Origin of the sequence: uncultured Muriicola sp., assembly GCF_947258935.1 — a bacterium.
In the GTDB taxonomy this organism is placed as follows: domain Bacteria; phylum Bacteroidota; class Bacteroidia; order Flavobacteriales; family Flavobacteriaceae; genus Muriicola.
In genome coordinates this window covers 1-20,629 of the sequence record NZ_CAMYKH010000068.1, presented here as the reverse complement: position 1 = coordinate 20,629, position 20,629 = coordinate 1, and the positions used below count along the sequence as shown (strand labels likewise).

At 41.3% G+C, this 20,629-nt stretch carries 14 protein-coding genes and 1 tRNA gene; 4 read left to right on the top strand and 11 right to left on the bottom strand.

Annotated elements, in window-relative coordinates:
* Window positions 1–171 precede the first annotated feature (171 nt).
* The 3 genes from Q0X72_RS11035 to Q0X72_RS11025 are packed head-to-tail and all read right to left on the bottom strand — an operon-like array spanning window position 172 to window position 2,791.
* Complete coding sequence (locus Q0X72_RS11035; RefSeq protein ID WP_297765227.1) at window positions 172–885, bottom strand: ribonuclease activity regulator RraA; 714 nt, start codon at window positions 883–885, stop codon at window positions 172–174.
* Window positions 886–905: 20 nt separating this feature from the next.
* Complete coding sequence (locus Q0X72_RS11030; protein WP_297765225.1) at window positions 906–1,874, bottom strand: TIM barrel protein; 969 nt, start codon at window positions 1,872–1,874, stop codon at window positions 906–908.
* A 47-nt stretch (window positions 1,875–1,921) separates the two neighbouring features.
* Window positions 1,922–2,791: a TIM barrel protein gene (locus Q0X72_RS11025; protein ID WP_297765222.1), complete on the bottom strand. Its 870-nt coding sequence runs from the start codon at window positions 2,789–2,791 to the stop codon at window positions 1,922–1,924.
* Between the two features lie 199 nt (window positions 2,792–2,990).
* On the opposite strand from Q0X72_RS11025, the gene Q0X72_RS11020 reads away from it, so the two are divergent.
* Entirely contained in the window at window positions 2,991–5,312 is a 2,322-nt protein-coding gene (locus tag Q0X72_RS11020; RefSeq protein WP_297765219.1) for a chondroitinase-B domain-containing protein, read from the top strand.
* 5 nt (window positions 5,313–5,317) lie between these two features.
* Window positions 5,318–6,319, top strand: a complete 1,002-nt coding sequence (locus Q0X72_RS11015) for a sugar kinase (protein ID WP_297765217.1) — start codon at window positions 5,318–5,320, stop codon at window positions 6,317–6,319.
* Between the two features lie 292 nt (window positions 6,320–6,611).
* On the opposite strand, the gene Q0X72_RS11010 is transcribed toward Q0X72_RS11015, so the two are convergent.
* The 4 genes from Q0X72_RS11010 to Q0X72_RS10995 all read right to left on the bottom strand — a co-directional run bounded on the left by Q0X72_RS11010 (window position 6,612) and on the right by Q0X72_RS10995 (window position 10,803).
* Window positions 6,612–7,067: a hypothetical protein gene (locus tag Q0X72_RS11010; protein ID WP_297765215.1), complete on the bottom strand. Its 456-nt coding sequence runs from the start codon at window positions 7,065–7,067 to the stop codon at window positions 6,612–6,614.
* Between the two features lie 77 nt (window positions 7,068–7,144).
* Window positions 7,145–8,635 carry a mannitol dehydrogenase family protein gene (locus Q0X72_RS11005; RefSeq protein WP_297765213.1) on the bottom strand — a complete coding sequence of 497 codons (1,491 nt, stop codon included), beginning with the start codon at window positions 8,633–8,635 and terminating at the stop codon, window positions 7,145–7,147.
* A gap of 2 nt (window positions 8,636–8,637) precedes the next feature.
* Window positions 8,638–10,356 carry a hypothetical protein gene (locus Q0X72_RS11000; RefSeq protein WP_297765211.1) on the bottom strand — a complete coding sequence of 573 codons (1,719 nt, stop codon included), beginning with the start codon at window positions 10,354–10,356 and terminating at the stop codon, window positions 8,638–8,640.
* A gap of 373 nt (window positions 10,357–10,729) precedes the next feature.
* Window positions 10,730–10,803, bottom strand: a tRNA-Ala gene (locus tag Q0X72_RS10995).
* 131 nt (window positions 10,804–10,934) lie between these two features.
* Here Q0X72_RS10995 and Q0X72_RS10990 point away from each other — a divergent pair.
* Window positions 10,935–11,648: an SDR family oxidoreductase gene (locus Q0X72_RS10990; RefSeq protein WP_297765208.1), complete on the top strand. Its 714-nt coding sequence runs from the start codon at window positions 10,935–10,937 to the stop codon at window positions 11,646–11,648.
* A 2-nt stretch (window positions 11,649–11,650) separates the two neighbouring features.
* On the opposite strand, the gene Q0X72_RS10985 is transcribed toward Q0X72_RS10990, so the two are convergent.
* From Q0X72_RS10985 to Q0X72_RS10970, 4 genes are all read right to left on the bottom strand, one after another.
* Complete coding sequence (locus Q0X72_RS10985) at window positions 11,651–14,398, bottom strand: PD-(D/E)XK nuclease family protein (protein WP_297765205.1); 2,748 nt, start codon at window positions 14,396–14,398, stop codon at window positions 11,651–11,653.
* A gap of 63 nt (window positions 14,399–14,461) precedes the next feature.
* Window positions 14,462–15,820 (bottom strand): OmpA family protein, encoded by a 1,359-nt coding sequence (locus Q0X72_RS10980; protein ID WP_297765203.1) that lies wholly within the window; start codon window positions 15,818–15,820, stop codon window positions 14,462–14,464.
* A 113-nt stretch (window positions 15,821–15,933) separates the two neighbouring features.
* Complete coding sequence (gene kbl / locus Q0X72_RS10975) at window positions 15,934–17,127, bottom strand: glycine C-acetyltransferase (protein ID WP_297765200.1); 1,194 nt, start codon at window positions 17,125–17,127, stop codon at window positions 15,934–15,936.
* 2 nt (window positions 17,128–17,129) lie between these two features.
* The gene (locus tag Q0X72_RS10970) at window positions 17,130–20,225 is read right to left on the bottom strand and encodes an exodeoxyribonuclease V subunit beta (RefSeq protein ID WP_297765198.1); all 3,096 of its coding nucleotides are present in this window, start codon (window positions 20,223–20,225) and stop codon (window positions 17,130–17,132) included.
* Between the two features lie 136 nt (window positions 20,226–20,361).
* On the opposite strand from Q0X72_RS10970, the gene Q0X72_RS10965 reads away from it, so the two are divergent.
* Window positions 20,362–20,629 (top strand): superoxide dismutase (locus tag Q0X72_RS10965; protein WP_367180453.1); only part of this gene is annotated, 268 nt, incomplete at its 3' end.

The following is a 20,629-nucleotide window of genomic DNA, read 5'->3' as shown; positions in this document are numbered from 1 at the left end:
GTTTGAGCTTTGGGAAAGAATAAAAACATACACTGCACAGAAGTGCAGTGTTATTTTCTATTTGCAGCCGCGGACTGATTGGATCAGCGAACGAAGAGAGCTAATCCATTACTATGTGAAGAAGCAAGGGAAGATTGAGCATTTGGAGGCTATGAAATCAACTTGTTGGATCTACCTTTTTGCCTTCCAGGCTTCAAACTCTTTTTTTATCTGACCATCTGTTAACGGATACAGACCAATAATTGGATGTCCTTCGTTCACTTTGTATACCACAAATTCCTCGAACACGGTCATTTCAAGGCATTCGTCTGCAACTTCTTTGGCCAGGTGTGCCGGTATAACCATCACTCCATCATCATCACCTACTATTATATCTCCCGGAAAAATAGCCACATCCCCGCAGCCAATGGGTTCGTTAATGGCAATGGCCTGATGCAGCGTTAGATTTGTTGGGGCCGAAGGTTTGTTGTGGTAGGAAGGAAAATCAAGGGCAGCTATTTCAGCAGAATCCCGGAAACCTCCGTCTGTAACAATCCCGGCTGCGCCTCGTTTCATAAGTCTTGTAATTAAAATGGAACCTGCCGAAGCGGCTCTGGCATCTTTGCGGCTGTCAATGACCATCACACTTCCCTCCGGGCATTCCTCTACGGCCACCCGCTGTGGGTGCTTTGGATCTTTAAATACTTCAATTGGGTTCAGATCTTCACGGGCAGGGATATACCGCAGGGTAAATGCTTCTCCAACCATGGTTCTTCGCCCCTTTTTTAATGGTTTCACCCCTTGAATAAACTGATATTTTAAGCCTTTTTTAAACAGACAGGTAGCTATTGTTGCCGTACTTACCTTTTTAAGTTGTTCCCGGGTATGCTGAGATAGTGAAGTCATTTTTGAATTTATATATGATGTTATTCCGCTTTATCCCAGGCATTTCGAAGAAATGCAAGGTCTTTTTTCATGGCATTTAAAACCTGTGTTCGGTCTATTGTGATTTTCGAAGCACCGTGTTCAGCACCACCCAAATCATATTCCAAATGTAAAGAAACAGGAACATTGATTTGGTACTTTTTTAGCAACGAAAAGTATCGATTAAAGTCCACCATTCCTTCTCCTAGTGGCGTGTTAACCGGTTTCCATTTTCCATCGACTTTTCCCCATTTAAAATCTTTAATTACTATAGATTTTATGAAAGGCCTTATCTGCCGTAAACCCAGTTCCCAGCTGCTTCCTCCTTCAACCACTGCATGTCTTATATCATACTGGCATCCCATATACTCGTTATTTGTTGCTGAGAGAATGGGTGGTAGGTCCCAAATGGGTGCGCCTACATGATTACCTGCGTGGTTTTGATAGCAACCAATTAACCCTAAATTTTTATTCAGCACTTCTAATTCTGCAGCCTGCTGTCCGTAAATAGCCTGACTTTCTGCAATCGTTGCATCTTCTGGATACTTTAACCAGCCTGTACGGTAATGTGTAAACCCCAGCTTACTTGCTATTTCTAAAACCGTTTTATTTTCAACGTTCTTCACTTCCCAAACGTTGGTCGTCATCATTCCAGGATTAATACCGTATTTCTTCATTGCGGCAACCGCCTTTGGTAAATCATCAGTTACGTGTTCTGGTTCAACATGCCCCTTGGGTCTTACGGTTAGATCGAGGCCATCAAAACCTAATTCGGCCGTAGCTTCAGACATATCGTTATAATTAAGAAATTGCAGGTGTTTTGAGAACAGGAACACTTGCAAGTCACCTCCAAGTTTCTCGGTAGATGTTTCAAATGTTACAGGCAGACCCACCGTTGGCAACAACAAGGCTGATCCGGCGAGCGTTGTTTTTTTGATGAAATCTCTACGGTGTTGTATTTTTTTGTTCATGGTTTTTACTATGTTTTGAGATTATGTGACGGTTTTAACCGATGTTATCATTTTTGCAATAGCATTAATCCTTCCAGATTTGCGCGCAGAATTTTTTCCACATCACTTTCGGCTACATGGCCAAGAATACCCCATGGGCCATTGAATCCTTGTTTTTGTAGTTCGAAAATCATTCTTTTTTCGTGTTCCCCTTTCCCAAGAGTAAGAATCTTTTTGTTATTACGTTGCATACCATTGAGGTTCACAGCAACCAGATAAGGTGCTATCGCCTTTGTAATTGAAGGAAAATCATCAATGGATTGATGGGCATGATGAAAATTATACACCAACCCCAAATCATGGTCGGGTAGCGCACGAATGATCTCAAGTTGGTTCATAGGATCACCAAACCACCCACTATGATTGTAAAGAGCAACCTGACAGCCAATGCTGTTTGCCTTTGTTGCTATAAAGTTGACCAGTTCAGTCGCTTTATCAACAGATGCACTCTGGCTCAGGTTTTCAAAGAAATTTCCACTGAAACTTACCCAAAAAGTTGTTTTGAGATTAAGGCTTTCTACAATACTCATAATGCGCCGGTTTGCTGGGCTGAGCGAATTAAGAGAATCCCTTTTTGCATTGAGCCAAAGCCACACCGACACTATTTCTATATTATGCTCAGTTGCCAGCTTAAGCTCTGTATGGGTATCGTCCAGATGTTCGTCTCTCCAATCATAAGCGTACTTGTTAAACCCTATTTCTTTGATCAATGCAATTCTTTCTTTAGGAGAGCGCTCCAAAGAATCATAAGCCACAATACACCACGGATACGTGTTTTCTATGGCAATTCTATCCAGATCTTGCGCATTGAGGTTTGGAATAGAAGTAAAACAAATTAGAATTAAGACGTATACCAGATTCTGGCATTTTGTTGCCATTGGCATTTGTATTGCTTTAAATAATTGTTGATGCAACTGTTTTTATGTTAAAAATTTGCAAGTGCTACAAATATATGTATTTTTGGTAAACCAAACTGGTTAACCAATTTAAATAAATGGCATACATTCTACCCTTGGTAACCTTTTAAGTATAGATTTCTACTATTTGACATTCTTATAAAGTATTTTAAAAACCGAAATGATGCAAAAAAGCTTTTTAGTTATAAGTGCGCTCCTGTTACTATTTTCTTGTGGTGAATATTCTGATCCTAAGGGTAACTATGTAAAAGATATCGCAGAATTGAATGCCGCTATATCCAATGCGTCTCCGGGGGATGAAATAGTCATGGCCAATGGGGACTGGAACGATGTCCAGATTCGATTTGTAGGATATGGAACCGAGAAACAGCCCATCACATTAAAAGCAGAAACTGCTGGCGATGTAGTGATCAGGGGAAAATCTGATTTAAAACTTGGTGGGGAATACTTGGTAGTCAACGGTTTGTACTTCGCTGATGGGTCGTCTCCTTCCGGGGCCGTCATCCAGTTTGCGATCAACCAAGATACGGTTGCCAACCATTCAAGTATCATTAACTGCGCTATTCTGGATTATAATAAACCCCAAAGAAACCATACGGATCTTTGGGTGCAGTTCAAGGGCCGCCATAACGCATTAGAGCATTGTTACATCGCCGGAAAATCGAATAGAGGGCCTACCATCAGGGTTGATCTGGCAGGAAATAAAAGCATAAAGAATTACCATAGAATCACTAATAATTATTTTGGACCAAGACCTCCCAAAGGCGGACCTAGCGCTGAGACCATACAGCTTGGTAATAGTTTTACTTCCATGGCGCCCAGTTATACCCTGGTGGCAAATAATTTTTTTGATCGATGCAATGGGGAAGTAGAAGTGATCTCAAGTAAATCGAACTTTAATGAGTTCAGGAACAATGTCTTTTACAAGAGTGAAGGCTCATTGGTAACAAGACACGGAAACTATTGTATCATAGACGGCAATTATTTTATTGGGGATACGGCTTCTGAACAGATCGGGGGAGTACGTTTAATTGGAACCGGACATTGGGTAACGAACAATTATTTCTACAATTTAAAGGGAAAGGTTTTCCGAAGTCCTCTTGCCGTAATGAACGGAATTCCAAAATCGCCATTGAATCGGTACATACAAGTTACTGATGTTGTTGTGGCCTACAACTCCTGGGTGAATTGTACTTCACCTTTGCAATTTGGGGTAGGTTCCAATGTTGATCAAAAAGATGTACTACCCGCTTCCGAGATCAGGTCGGAAAGACCGATACGTACGATTGTGGCAAATAACCTCATCTATAATGAAAAGGGGGATGAACAGCCGATTGTTGCCCACGATTCATTGGATGGAATCACTTTTAAAAGCAATTTTATAAACAATCATGGCCTCTCATTCAAGCATAATTCTGCACTTAAGCAAGACAATTTTTCACTATCAGAACTGGAGGAAAACATTTTTATTCCAACTAATGATCTGACGGAATTTGAACTTTATGATGGTTTCGAATTTGATTTGATTTCGGAAGATCTGTTCGGCAATTCACGGGCAAACAATAATGCTTTTGGCGCTATCACCAGAGAACCGGACGTGAAACCAAACCTTATGGACTTGTCCCAATACGGACCAAATTGGTACCCCCTAAAACCAGCTGCAGAGAACAGTGCTCAAAACCACTCCGCAGGCTCCACTGCCGAATTACAAACAGCGGTACAAGAGGCAGTTAGTGGCGACACTATTCTTTTGACAGCCAACCGATATGAGCTAAAATCGGCATTGAAAATTGATAAGAAACTAACCATAAAATCCGCTGATACCAAGAAGAAGACTACCATTCAGTATACCGGCCCATCACAAACCCCTGTCTTTGAAATGAATCCCAAGGGCGAACTTACTTTGATATCCGTAGCACTTGAAGGAAATGGAGATAATTATGCATTCGCCCCCCTAAAGGAAAACATGTCCAGTCTATACAATTTGGACATCAGGAATTCAGAAATAGCAAATTTTGACTTTGTGCTTAAAGGGTATAAATACTCATTTTCAGAATACATCAAGTTAAAGTCTACGATACTAAAAAATTGTAACAATGGCCTTGAACTCTCCGGGGAAGATGATGACCGGGGCGAATATAGTGCAGAGAACATTTTTATTACCGACTGCCGTTTTGAAAATATCGGTAAAAATGTAATCGACTACTACAGGGGAGGTTACGATGAATCTACGGTTGGAGGGAATTTGGTAGTGAGCAACAGCACCTTTACAAAATGTGGGGCTCAAGAAGTAAACGGGATTCTACTCAATACCTACGGCATCATCAATGTTGCTCTATCTGGCAACAAATTTATTGACAATAAGGTGAAACTACTGGCGCGGCTTTGGGGTGCCAAGAACAATACACATTCTGATAATGTTATCGAAAATTCAGGGAAGTTGATAGTAGAAGAAAACCTACCACTCAAGTTAATGTATTAGGAATTATGCCTAAAAAAGTGATAACATTTGGTGAAGTAATGATGCGTTTGTCACCGCCTGGCTATGAGAAATTTTCTCAGGCGTCTTACTTCGAACTTGTATATGGCGGTGGCGAGGCAAATGTAGCCATTTCATGCGCCTATTTGGGCATGAAGGCCGCCCACGTGACCCGCTTTCCAGATAATGCCCTTGGAAAAGCGGCCACGCAATTTTTACGAAAGCATTGGCTAAGCACCGAACATGTTATTTATGGTGATAACATGTTAGGCAAGTATTTTCTGGAAAAAGGTGCCGTACACAGGCCCAGTGAGGTAATTTACGAAAGGGAAGGGTCCTCTTTTTCCTTGATAGAACCATCCATGGTAAATTGGGAAGATGTGCTCAAAGACGCCGATTGGTTTCATTGGACAGGGATTACCCCGGCCATTTCGGAAGGTGCTTATTTGTCTTGTTTGGAGGCCTTAAGGGCGGCGAACAAATTGGGAATTACTGTTTCAGGGGACATTAATTCTAGAAGCAACATGTGGAAATATGGGAAAACCATGCAAGAGGTTATCCCCACCCTGGTGGAACATTGCGACGTCGTGATTACCAGTAGTCGTGGTATTCGTGAAATGTTCGGGATAGGTCAATCACAAGATAATTTTCAGGATTTGGCCATAGCGCTAATCAACCTATTTCCCAATATCAAGAAAGTGGTCAAAAAGACACGAAGAACCCTAAGTGCTTCCCACAACCAGATCCAGGGCAAACTGTGGAACGGGCAAGCGTACATGAAAAGCGACATGCTGAACATTACCCACATTATAGACCGTGTTGGTACCGGGGATGCCTTTGCTGCAGGCCTCATATATGGGCTGCTACATTATGATGATCAACAGGCCTTGGATTTTGCCTCCGCCGCCTGTGCCCTAAAACATACGGTTCCGGGTGATGTAAATATGGTGTCCCTGGAAAACGTACAAAGCTTAATGGAAGGGGATACTTCGGGGGCAATAAGAAGGTAGTGTTCCTCTGAAGAGTACACTAAATCTTGCACATTAACAAGAACTAAACAAAATGTCAATGGTAGTTATGCCATTGTTTGGTTTTAGAAAGCAAACCTAAGTGCCGGCACCTTACCGCTTTTAAAATGAATTGACCTTTCCTCGCTGATTTTTTGACTTAAAATCCCAGTGGTTGTATAATTTTCGTGGCTTTCTCCGAGCATTCCTTTTCCGTTGAAGAGAAGTGCTCTGGAATCAGTTGTGCCTTGGTCTAGGAAAATGATATATTTTATGCTGTTCTGTTTCTCATTAGTTATTTGGCGATGATATCAATTTGGTCTTTTTTAAGTGCTATATCTACTGTGATACCATATTCCAAGCCCTCTATTTTTGGAAGGATCAATTCGAGAATATTGGGCTTTTGCATATGATCTTCTTTGGTTTCGGGATCGGGCATATAAACCAATCCTTCATAGACTTTATCCTTATAATGGAGGGTTACATCAAAAAAATAAAAATTCTCTGGAGGAATATGTTCCGACCAATCGATGTTCTTGAAAAAATGTTTTGGCTTCTTTATTTCATATGAGCAAGGTGAAATATCTACATTGATAGTACCCATAAAATAGTCGCTCAAATCAAGACCTCGTTCTAGAAAATGCCCAAATTGTTGTTTTAAGGTTCCCTCCGGATATCGCTCATCCTTGCCTTTTCCAGATGCAACACCGTGACCCGATTGTATTTCGCCGCGAACCAGAGCGTATTCCATGGATTCTGTCTTGTTTGTTTTCTTACCCTTACATTTAAATTATAGCTTAAACTATCAATTTCAAAAAGTACAACTTACTATATCGATATCATTTCCCTCATATACTTTTTGATATTAGTATCCTTATAAATTTTGTGAACCACCTCCGCATAAAATGTTGTAAACCGCTCATTTTTAATAAGATTACCAAAAAGAGATTCTTGTCTTATAAAGGCTAATGGGTCCGTTGTGGTTTGTTCGGCCGCTTGATGTAGTTCGTCTTGCATAGCATCAATAGTTTCTATGGGTTGTCCGTTTTGGTCTACTTGTTTGTCACTGTAATAGCACCAAGCTGCTATAACTAAAGTCGCGAATTTGATGCTACCGCCAGTGGCTAAATTCTCGTGGATCGTCGCAATCAAAAATTTGGGCAATTTGGCAGAACTTTCCGCACAAATACGGCTAACGCTGTCCTTGATATTGGGGTTTGCAAAACGTTCTAGCAGACTGTCTTTGTAGTCCTCCAAATTAATGCCTCTAATGTCACCTAAAATGGGAGTCGCTTCTTGGTCTAGAAAGGCACGAAAATAAGTTTTAAAGACTTCGTCTTCTATGCAGGCATTGATAGTGGGGTGACCGTGAAGGGCTCCTAAAAGACCTAAGACCGAATGTCCTGCATTGAGCAATCGCAGTTTCATTTTTTCATAAGGGCCGACATCGGGTACGAATTGTACACCTACTTTTTCAAAGGCAGGTCTTCCGTTAGAGAATTTATCTTCTACCACCCATTGTATAAAGGGTTCGCAGGTAACGGGCCAAGCATCAGCTACGCCATAGTTTAGCGCCAGGGTTTCGATATCCGCTGGGGTGGTTACCGGCGTAATACGGTCCACCATGCTATTGGGGAAGGAGACCTCCTGTGCTATCCATTTGGCTAAGTCCTGGTCTTGCGCTTCGGCGAAGGCGAGTAGCATCTTTCGCACCATATCGCCATTATGTTCGATATTATCACAAGACAGCACGGTAAAGGCTGGTAACCGCGCATCGCGACGTCTTTTTAAGGCTGCGGTTAAAAAACCATAAACGGTTTTCGGGTCATCAGGGTTTTGTAGCTCGTGTTGAATGTCAGGGTTATCAAAATTGAATTCCCCAGTATTGGGATTGAAATTGTACCCTCCTTCGGTAATCGTCAACGATACAATTTTAGTTTCGGCAGCTGCCATTTGGGCAATTACAGGTTCGGGGTCCGTGATGCCCATTTTAAAATCGACTATCGACCCAATGACTTCAGGTTCAATTTTTCCGTCTGGGCGTTTTACCATTAGCGTATACAGGTGGTCTTGGGTTTTGAAAATGTTTTGCAGTTTGGTATCCGCCTCCCGTAAACCGATTCCACAGATTCCCCACGTGGGAGCCGCGTTGTTATTTTTTAATTGGTGCAAATAGTAAGCCAGATGGGCGCGGTGAAAGCCCCCTACACCGATATGAACGATTCCCGATGTATCTGCAGCACGTTTATATTTCGGCACGGGCATACGGCTTCCCACTTCTTGGAGATTAGCTTGATTGAGTTGTATTGGAATTTCCATGTTTATGCTGTGGTATTTGTTTTTCCGCGTTTCAAAGCCCAATAGGCCAACACGAAATAAATGATGGTACAAATGAAAGCGTAGGTGTAAAAGAGTTCCCGATTTTCGATATAATTGGCCTCCGCAGCACTTCCAAATAAAACATTACAAGCCATGACCAAGGTGGCGACCAAAGCCGAAATCGCTACGAATTTTAATCCTTTGGAGAACAAAGAAACATCCTTTGAAATAACAGGCTCCTCCTTTGCTTGCTGTTCTTGAAAACGTTCGATGTTTTCATTTCGTAGTTCCTCTTCTTTTGCTTCCTCAGGATACTTTTGCTTCGCCCCATACCGGGAAGCGAGTAAGGTGTACACCACGATGGTAAAAAACCAAGTGGGGATAAACAGGTAAAAGAAGGAGATCACATCCAAGGCATTCAGTCCGAAACCGAAGGCCAAGCCCAAGCCCCAAGAGGCGACGGCGGGCATACTAAAGGTTAGCTTGCGGTACGAAGACCAGTAGCGCGTATAACCAATTCTAGGGAAAATCTGATGTTCTGCAAATACGATCGCCCCCACAGGAACGACCAACAGCCCGGCATAGGTCAGTAACGGCAGTATCTGTGAAAACACAAAGGGGAAACAGGCGATGACAACGGTGACCACGCCTACGACAATCGTCGTTAGCTTTCGGGAATGGTTGAAGAAAATCGCTTGCGCGGCCAAACCTGATCTGTACAGATTGGTAATCGCGGTCGTCCAACCTGCAACGATCACAATCACAAATCCCGACCAACCGAGGGCGTAATAGGCCACATCGCCCGGATCGAGTTCTACGATGGACTTTCCTAAAATGACAGCCGCACCGGCGCCCATGATTCCGGCAGCGATCCATGCAACATAGTGACCGAACATCATACCGGTACTGGAAGCGTATGCGTAGTTCTTCTTTTTGGCAAAACGCAAGAGGGCCATATCAACCAACCCGAAATGGGTGATGGTATTGGCGGCCCAACCGAAGCCGATGACTTCGACCAAGCCGATTCCGGGTTCGCCATCGCTGTTGATGCCTGTCCAGATACGCTGGTCACCGAGGGTCATAATATCGGTCCATGCTGCCGGTAAGGTTTTATCCAGAACATCCAAGGACAAAGCGGGGAGCAGCACCATAGCGCCACTTGTAAACATTACAAACAACCAGGGAGCACAGAGGCCTGAAAATTCAGAAACGGCATTGAATCCATAGAGGGCAATGGAAACCACAAAGATGCCTACCGCCAATACGATCAAAATAAACCAGAGATTGCTAGGGTACCAATTAAGTTGCGCGGGAATATCAAAGGCAAAACGAACCGCCGTCGAAGAGACCGTTATCATCGCCGCGGAAATAACCGAAAAGATGATGACGTTGGCCCAGTTGTACAACTTGGTCATCGAGTCGCCTGCAATTTTATTCAGATAGGTATAGAGGCTCAATCGTGTTTCAACTGCAATTGGGGAGGTGATAAAGCGCCAGCTCAATACGGCAAGGATATTGCCGATCAGTAGCCCTAAAATGATATCCATGGTCTTAGCTCCTAAGGCAACAAAGGTCGCCCCGATGACAAACTCCGTAGCCGCTACATGCTCGGCAGCGTAGAGTCCCGCAAAATGGGTCCAATCGTGTAATTTGTGTTTGGCAACCGGTAAATATTCTTCGTCTAGGGCTGCAAATTGTTTGAAATCTTCTGAGGTGTCCATAGTTTTGGTTGGTGTTGAAAATTAAATTCGCGCGAATGTTTTATTGGTTGGGTTGTACATATTGGTATATAAATTTGTCATTGTTCACCAAACCCTTGGAAAACCTTAAATGACTTCTGCTATAGTATAAGAACAATAACAATGTACGTTTTTTTCAGTTTTATTCATAACGTCATAAAAATGGCAAGTTTGTGAGACATTATTATAATCTGTGGAGAATACCGGAGTAACTTTGTTGCTCCGTATGGGCTCCAGTCCTGCAAATGCAATTGGCCGTGTCCTTGCGGTCCCGGGCATTAAAAACACAAAAGCCACTCAAATAAATTTGGTGACTTTCTAAATTTTTAACGCATTTCCAATTGCGCTTGATCTGTGGAGAATACCGGAGTCGAACCGGTGACCTCTTGCCTGCCAGGCAAGCGCTCTAGCCAGCTGAGCTAATCCCCCTTTTTGGAAGTTCAAAGGAACTACTTTTTGGCAACGTTTCAAAATGCAAGCTTCTTTTATTTTTAAGAAAAGTATAACGTCATAAGTTTTATAAGGACTGTACTGATTCTTACTTTAGAAAAAAAGAAACAATGAACAACTTAGACGGAAAAGTAGCCTATATAACCGGCGGAACAAAAGGAATAGGGCATGCCATTGCGAAGACGCTGGTCAATGCAGGAATGAAAGTGGCTATCAGTGGAAGAAATTTGAAGGTCGCTGAAATGGCAGCCAGGGATCTTGGTTCCGAAGAACGGGTGTTGGGCCTTGCCTCTGATGTCACAAGGCCGGAAGATGAAGCTTCCGCAGTTGCAAAGATCCTGAATAAATGGGGTCAGCTAGATGTGGTAATTGCGAATGCCGGGGTTGGAATTTTTAATTCGGTAGATACGCTGAGTATTGAAGATTGGCGTAAGATGATAGACACCAATTTAAGCGGGGCCTTTTTCACTCTTAAGGCGGCACTTGATCCCCTGAAAAAGGCGAAAGGATACTACATAACTATTGCTAGTTTGGCAGGCGCCAATTTTTTTGCTTCTGGAACGGGCTATAATGCATCCAAATTTGGAGTAGTTGGTTTTACCCAGGCCGCCATGCTCGATCTTCGAGGGTATGATATCAAAGTATCTACCATTATGCCGGGATCTGTAGCCACACATTTTAGTGGACGTAAGCTAAGTAAAAGTGATAACTGGAAAATACAACCGGAAGATATTGGAAAACTCGTAGAAGATCTGCTTAGTATGAATCCCAGAACACTGCCTAGTAAGATAGAAGTTAGACCCAGCAGACCCGATAAGAAATAAGACTAGACCTCCTTTGCAACAAATGATTCCTTTTGATCGCAAATTGTCTCAATAAGTTGTAGAAGTTGTTCCTTAAATAGATCCAGTGTCTCTGCTGAGATGGCAGTGTCCTTTGAGGATCTGCTGCCAGACTCTTTTACGGCGAAAGTAAGAAGTCCGGCCTCCAGATTTCTAAAAGGTATGATCGCCGCTTCAAAGGTCTCTGGTTGGTGCTTTTCTCTATACATGAGGGCATAACACAAAAGCTGGAAGGCTTTGCTTTTATCAGGGTCATTAATAAGGCTCTCCCAGTCAGTAATTTGTACGTCAGCGGCTTTGGCATTTCCGGTTTTATAGTCTAAAATACGAAGCTTTCCATCCTTTTTATCTACACGGTCTAGCGTACCTCTCAGGAACACCGGAAATGGCACGCCAGGGACAGATATGGATGTTTTAAAGGGTTCTTCAAGGGCCAGGAGCTCAATTGTATGGTGTGTACTTTCTTTTATTTCTGAGGTGATAAATTTTTCAATATAGCGCTGAATGACGTGATAGGCGATCAAATTTTGACCACTTTCTAAGGATACATTTGGGTAATGCTCTAAATAATGTTCTCTAACCACTTGGGGAATGTTGGGAAGTAAAGTCTTAAGTTTTTCTGGAGAAAGTTGGCTTCCAATAAAGGGGGTATACAGTGCTTCCATGCTACTGTGTATTACGGTACCAAAGGTATTGGCCGCAATGACTTCTTCAACATCTATAGTTTCTTTAATGCCAAGCACATATTTTTTATAAAAATCGATGGGATTTCGAATATATTGCGAAAGAGAAGATGGAGAAAAACCTTTATGAGCCCTTTCTTTTAGGGCGGTTAGAATAGAGGGTTCTTTTTCTATAGTCTCATTTTCACGTATTGGAAGCTCCATTGCAGGGGAGGCTACTAAATGTGTAATTTTTCTTTCCCCTTTATCTTCCGTAAGCAATTGGGTAATAAATCGGCTCTTTTCGCCACCTTCCAGCACATCTGCCTCTGTATTATAGAGTAAATAGACGTTTTTAGCCCGTTGCAGGAGTCTGTAAAAATGGTAGGTATACACTGCATCTTTCTCTTTATAGGTAGGGAGTTTGAATTCTTTTTTAAGATCGAAAGGAATAAATGACGAATTGGTCTTACCTGAAGGGAGAACACCTTCATTGACCGAGGTTATAACCACGGTTTCAAAGTCGAGATTCCTACTTTCGAGCATGCCCATTATCTGAATGCCTTCTAGAGGTTCACCGTAAAAGTCGAGTGTTTCCTTGGCGAGCAACTCTTTGTAAAGGCTTTGAAAGGACTTTAGATCGCTTATAAAGTCGTATTTATTCATGTACTCCTTCATTTCATTGAAGACCACATGAAGTTGAACCAGATATTCCAGGGTAATAGCATCTGTCTCCATGGTAAAGTGCTCTCTTAATGAAAGAAGTACCTCGTCGCAGGCAATGAGAAGTTTCATAGGAGAAGTAAAATTCTCGGAAAACAAAAGTGCCATAACGTCTTTATCTGTAGAGATCAGTTGTGGCAGGCGCTGGGGTTGAATATAGATCCAATTTTTCTCTTTGATTACCTTAGTAAGTTCTGAGGTTGTTTTCAGTGGTGTCTTAAAGAGAGATTGTATGTACGGGTGTGAAATAAAGGAGAGGAGGTCATTGTAATACCAACCTTTATCCTGTTTTGTGACATACAGGGAAATAAATTCATTAAACAGGCTTGCAGCAGGTGTGCTGGCCACCGGGTAGCCCATGGTAACATTGATGTTGGAAATGTTTCCCGGCATAGAATTAAGCACGGGGTTAAGAAGATTTTCGTTTCCAAGGATAATGGCAGTGGTGTTCAACGAAGTCTGGTCTTTGTCATTCAGTTCCCTTATTAAATTGCCTATATACTTCGCCTGAGAAACATTTTTAGGCACCCCTACTATTTTTATGTCCTTTTTTGAGTTATACGTTGGTTTTGGGCCTTTTGGTGTATTGGAAACATAATAGGGCCAATTTTTCAAATACGATCGAATAAAAACCCCGGCATCATGAATATGATCTTGAAGAAAACAAGGATCAATATCCCAGAAAACCTCCGCTTTTTTCTCGGATAGCAGCGTTTGTATGATTGAAGATTCAGCAGCATTTAATGCATTGAAACCTATAAAAAAATGTGTGCCTTCCTCTATGGTCTTTACATATTCATGTATATTTTCCTGCGCTTTTCTATATACCATACCCTGATATCCTACGCCAAGATGCATCAAATGATCTTTAAATTCATTGTACAGTGGCTCTAGTGATTTCCAAAAACGGATATAGGCTTCAATCATTGGCGTTTTGTTTGGTTGTAAATACCAATGATTGGTTTCCTGAATGGCACTCAGGTAGGAAAATATCTCATGAGGTGGGACAAGATATCGGTCTATTTCATTGAAGTCCTGAAGCAGCGTATTTCCCCATTTGGAGAAGCTATAGAAACTTTCTGCCTGTTCTTTATGTAGGGATTGATATACACTGTATAATTCAAAGAATAATTGTGTGCCGGAAGCATAGCGAAGGCCGGAAAGTTGCTTTACAAATTCTTCAATAGTTACTATGGTGGGGGCAAAAGAAGATTTTTTGGTTGTTTTGGAGAATTGCTGCAGAAGGAAAATGCCGGCGCGTTTACTTGGCACCACCAGGACAAGATCATCACTGACTTGATTATTATGGATAATATCGGCGACAACCTCTTGAAGAAAACTTTGCATTGTTAAAAATAAAAAAAGCTCCGCATTTGCGGAGCTTTTTAAACGTTATAAACGTTTTATTATTTATTTCACTAGGTTGATCTCAACACGTCTGTTTTGTTTTCTACCTGCTCTGTTTGCATTAGAAGCGATTGGCTTGGCTTCGCCGTATCCAATAGCTGTTAATCTATCTGCTCCAATTCCTTCTTGCACTAAGAAGTCTCTAACAGAGTTGGCTCTTTTCTCAGAAAGAGATTGGTTCAATTTCTCGCTACCTACGCTATCAGTGTGACCTTCAACGGTAAACTTAGCATTAGGATATTCGTTTAAGATCTTAATGATGTCTACGAATACAGATACTGATTCAGTTTTAAGAGAAGCTCTACCTGTGTCGAACAAGATAGTTCTGGCGTAATCGTTCAATTGTTTTTGAACTTCTTCAGTAACTTCAGGACAACCTTTGTTAGCTACAGTTCCAGCAACGTCTGGGCACTGATCATCTTTGTCAAGTACACCGTCTCCGTCTGTATCAGGCCATGGGCATCCTTTGTTTTCAGCAGGACCAGCTTCGTTAGGACAAGCATCATCTTTATCAGCAACACCGTCACCGTCAGCATCTGGACAACCTGCTAAAGCAGCTAAGCCAGCTTCGTTAGGACAAGCATCATCTTTATCAGCGATACCATCTCCGTCAGCATCAGGGCATCCGTTTAGTTCTTTAGAACCAGCTTCGTTAGGACAGCTGTCTTTTCCATCTTCGATACCATCTCCGTCAGAATCAGGACATCCGTTGAAAGCAGCTAAACCAGCAACCTCAGGACAAGCATCGTCTTTGTCATAGATTCCATCTCCATCTGTATCAGTTCCACCGAACTGGATAGAAATTCCGGCTAAATGCTGGAAGTGTTTTACACCATAGTCTTCAAAAGCGTGCTTGTAAGACGTCTGAACACTAAAGCCAATATTGTCATTGAACCAGTAGCTAGCACCAATACCGGCATTAGCAGTTCCAGCTCCAATTTCATCAACCCAAGTATAACCACCACCGATTTCTACGAATGGGATTATTTTTTTGTCCTTTAAGATGTTATATTTAATAGTACCATCTATTGCATAATGAGATAAATCGTCTACTCTAACATCTCCTAATTTAGAGATACGGTTCAAACTACCTCTAGCTCCTACAGAGAAACCGTCACCAACATACTTGGACACAGATACGTAAGAAATAGAAGGCAAAATATTCCAGTGATCATTTGCATTAAAGTACTCACTGAATAAAGTACCTGTTGGGTAAGCTGCGTCTTGGTCATTAGTAGGATAAACATCTATTGCGTTTACACCAAAGCTAACTTGCCACGGATTATTTTCATCCTGCGCTTGAATGTTGTTAAAACCAATTAAAAGTAGGCCAACAACCAATAATCTGCTAAGCTGTTTCATGTTCAAAATTTTAAGTTTAAGTGTTTATTAGCTGCAAATGTAAGTTGTTAAGAATTATTAACAAAATCAATTTCTTTTTTTTTTAACCTATTGAAATATATAGATCTAAGGAATTATACAATTTTCAATTCCTTTCCAACGGCTATAAAGGCTGAGATGGCTTTATCCAAATGTTCTTTTTTATGCGCAGCTGATAATTGTACGCGTATTCTGGCCTTTCCTTTAGGGACTACAGGATAAAAGAAGCCAATTACATAGATTCCTTCCTTTAGTAACATATCTGCCATTTGTTGTGATAATTTTGCATCGTATAGCATAACAGGTACAATTGCGGAATCACCGTCAATAATATCAAACCCAGCTTCTATCATGCCTTTTTTAAAGTAACGTGTATTGTTTTCCAGGCGGTCTCTTAGCTCCGTACTCCCTTCTAACATCTCGAATACCTTTATAGAAGCACCTACAATAGCAGGCGCGAGTGAATTGGAGAACAAATAGGGTCTGGAGCGTTGCCTCAACATGGCAATGACCTCTTTATTGCCTGTAGTATACCCACCCATAGCTCCGCCTAAGGCTTTACCTAGAGTTCCTGTAATGATATCTACTCTGTTCATAACCCCTTTTTCCTCCAGAGTACCTCTACCGGTTGGTCCAATAAACCCTGCAGCATGGCATTCATCTATCATAACCATAGCGTCATAGGTATCGGCCAGATCACATATCTTATCCAGAGGTGCCAATAGTCCATCCATTGAGAAGACACCATCTGTCACAATGATCTTAAAACGGGCTTTATCTGCCACTGCTTGTTTCAACTGATTTTCCAGATCCTCCATATCACTATTGGCATAGCGGTATCTCTTTGCTTTGCACAAACGAACACCGTCAATGATGGAAGCGTGGTTAAGTGAATCGGATATAATGGCATCCTCTGCAGACAATAGAGGCTCAAACACACCGCCATTGGCGTCAAAGGCTGCGGCATAGAGGATGGTATCCTCAGTTCCGTAATATGAAGCGATCTTTGCCTCCAGTTCTTTATGTATGTCCTGGGTACCACAAATAAAACGAACTGATGACATACCAAAACCGTGGGAATCCAATGCGTCCTTGGCTGCTTTGATAACCTCCGGATGAGAGGATAAGCCTAAATAATTGTTAGAACAAAAATTTATTACTTCCTGTCCTGTGGAAATTTTGATCACGGCATCCTGAGGAGATGTAATGATCCTTTCTTTTTTATAAAGGCCGGCTTCTTCAATGGCTATAAGTTCATCTTCAAGGTATTTCTTTATACTACTGTACATAATTATATGAATAGGGGTTTTATTTCTTCATCTATATAGACCAGGATTTTGTCCCTCACTTTGTATCCCATGGATTCCATTGTCTGGCCATAGGTATCTATTTGTTCATTGTGGGATGAGTATTCCTTTCCGGTCTTGTAATCAATTATGGTAACTTCCATTTCTTCAAACACCATCCTGTCTGGCCTCAAAATTACCCCATTTTCTGTAATTAAAGCTTGCTCATTCTTAATATTAAGTCCGGCTTTAAAATAAGGCGCCAGGTCTGGGTGAGTAGCGATATTGTTAAATCGCTCTAAATAACTGTCTTGTTCATTTGCCGAGATGGCCCCGGTATCTATAAGAAGAGAAACGGTAGGGGCCACATCTTCAGGATTCATGATCAGACTCATGCCATAATGCAACAAGGTTCCCTGAGAAATGGCCAATTCTCTTGAGGAACCCCATAATTCACCGGCACGAGTACTTATAGTAAGACCGCTTTCAAATTTATTAGTATAGATGAAGGGCATACTAATATGAGGCATCTCTATTGATTTGTTTTCATTTTGATATATCAGTTCACCAAAGTCGTATCGAAAGGTATTTGGGTCCCATCGATGTTGCTCCTTTAAGAAATGAATGAATAGACCGGAGAAATAGGCGGGCTTATGCTCTCCTTTGGCGGATAGATCCATCTCAGAAACAATAAATAGTGCTTGAATACTTCTGGTAAGCGCCACATATAAAAGGTTGAAGGCGTCTAATTCCATTTTTTGTTGTTCTTCCTCATATAGAACCCGGGCCTGCTCATGATACATGATCATCTCCTTTTTCTTGCTTACCAGAATATTCTCGAACCCTTCAAGGGTATCATCTTCGGTAGGGATCCAGATCTTGGGATCTCTATCCTGATATATATGGGTATTGGCAAAGGGAAAAATTACCATGGGGAATTCGAGTCCTTTTGCCTTATGAATGGTCATAAGTTGTACTGCATTGACATTTTCGGGTGCCGGAATGCTCAAAGAACTTTTTTTCTTATCCCATTGACTAAGGAAAGTTGCAATGCTAGTGTCTGAGGTTTGTTCTACATCCAACACTTCGTCAAGGAAGCAACTGATATAGGCATTTGAATCATCACAAAGCTTAAAACGCTGAATGGCGTACTCCAGCGCATCATATACAGATCGCTTGTTGAAAACAGAAAGGTCAAAATTGTAGTCTGACGTGAAAAGTGCCGGTAGCTTCTCCAGATTTTGAGATATGAAACTGTGTTTGTTTTTGGCTGGACATAAAAAAGACAGAATCTCATATTGAATGTTGAGATCTGACGGGAAATTTGAAATTTTAAGCAGGTTTATAAGAAAATTGACCGAGGCATTGTTTTGTAACAACAAAGATTCTGAAGAGATGACAGGAATTTTGTTACCCAAAAGATGTTCGGCTACTTTGACCCCCTGTTTTTTTGTTCGGAACAACACACAAATATCCCGAAAGGGGACTTCTTTATTTCTCAGTTCAACAATGATGCGCAGTACCTCCTCACAATAAGAAAGATCTTTATCATTCTCGGAATCCTCTAAAAAACGAATACTTACCAAGCCTCCTTTTTGGTTTGTGTGTAGTTGTTGATTGCCTTTGACAAACAGATCCTGGTATAGTTCATTATTTAAATGAGGCACTGTTGAAGTGAAAAATGCATTATTAAAGCTGACGATCTCTTCATAGCTTCTATAATTAGTACCCAAGGTGGCAGTCTTTGGAGCCATCCCAAAAAGACTTTCATTATTATGTATAAGATTTAAGAATTGCTCAGACCTCCCACCGCGCCATCTATAAATGGCCTGCTTTGCGTCACCCACCAGAAAAAGACTCCCTCTATTCCCCTGGAGATCCTCACTTTGAAGGGCATGTGAGATTAGGGGAACTAAATTGGACCATTGCATAAGTGAGGTATCCTGAAATTCATCAATAAAATAATGCTTGTATTTTTCGCCCAGCCGCTCATATATAAAAGGGGCCGGCTGATCCTTTATATGTTCAGAGATAAGAGTATTAAAGGCAGATATGGGTAAATGATCCCTTTCCTCCAGGAGGGAATTAATTTCTTTTTGTAAGGCATTGAGAAGGGTTAAAGGAACAATGTTCTGGTAAATATTTTTTAAAAATGTAAGTCGACCATACCGCTGTTTGACAGTCATAAATAAATCTGTGAACTGGGGCATTAGGGCGTCAATGTCTGCTTTTTTTTCCTCAGGAGTCGATTTATTATAGAGTGGTTCACTACCAAATTGTTGTTTCCATTTTGCAGTGAAATCAAGGGAAGAGGGATCTTCACACACTTGGTTCATAAACTTAGGGAAATATCCAGCTTTAAAATCGGATTGCTCCAAAAGGGCTTCTTCTATGAGTTGGAGTACGTTTTGCGCAACTGCCGCCAATTCTTTTTTAAGTAAGGCGATAGTCTTGAGTAGTAGAGATTGCAGGGCTAAAAAGGATTTGAGGTCTTTACTTTTAAGATCTTCCAGAAAAATCGAGTGATTTTCATTAAATAGCATGGTACCAACTTTTCCCAGGTCGTACCCAATATTCCAACTTTTACTTTCATCTATCTTTTCCAGTGCAAATGCGATCAGGATGTCTGTTATTTGATCATCGACCTTTGCATTTCCTATTAACCGATCTACCCCTTCTGCCAATAGAAGCTCAGTATCTAGAACCACTTCAAAGTTCTGAGGGATCTTCAGATCTTTTGCAAAGGTTTTGATAAGTCGATGATTGAACTTATCTATGGTGGAGATATCAAAGAACGCGTAATTGTGCAAGATCTCCTTAAGTGTTCGGCTTGCTCTTTTGTGCAAGATCTCAGGAGAGAGTTGTAGTTCCTGCACCAATTGAAGAAAAAGTTCATTCTGATCATTGTCTTCCGAAGGAATGGAAAAGTTGTGAAGGCATTCTAAAATACGTTGTTTCATTTCATTAACCGCCTTGTTTGTAAAGGTGATGGCCAATATTTTTCGGAAATTCTGACCTCCCTCAACGGCAAGTAGTAACTTCAGGTATTCCTTTACCAGGGTAAAGGTCTTACCTGATCCGGCAGAGGCATCGTAAATCACGTATGGATCCAGAAGAATTTATTTTACCTGCAAAATAAGGAAACTAGCAGAGTTCTTAACATATAATTATAGGAATATAATTGTTAAAAACCTTACTTTTGAAGAACACAAGTATTAACAATTAACACAAACAAAAATGGCTTTTGAACTACCAAAATTACCCTATGCATACGATGCTTTAGAACCTTATATCGATGCGAGGACCATGGAAATACATTATACAAAACATCACAACGGCTATACCACTAAATTAAATGCTGCTATTGAAGGTACTCCTCTTGCTTCCAAAGGAATTGTTGAGATCCTGACTGGCTTGGATATGAATAACAAGGCCGTTCGGAATAATGGTGGCGGTTACTTTAATCATTCTCTTTTTTGGGAGATCATGGGACCAAATGCCGGTG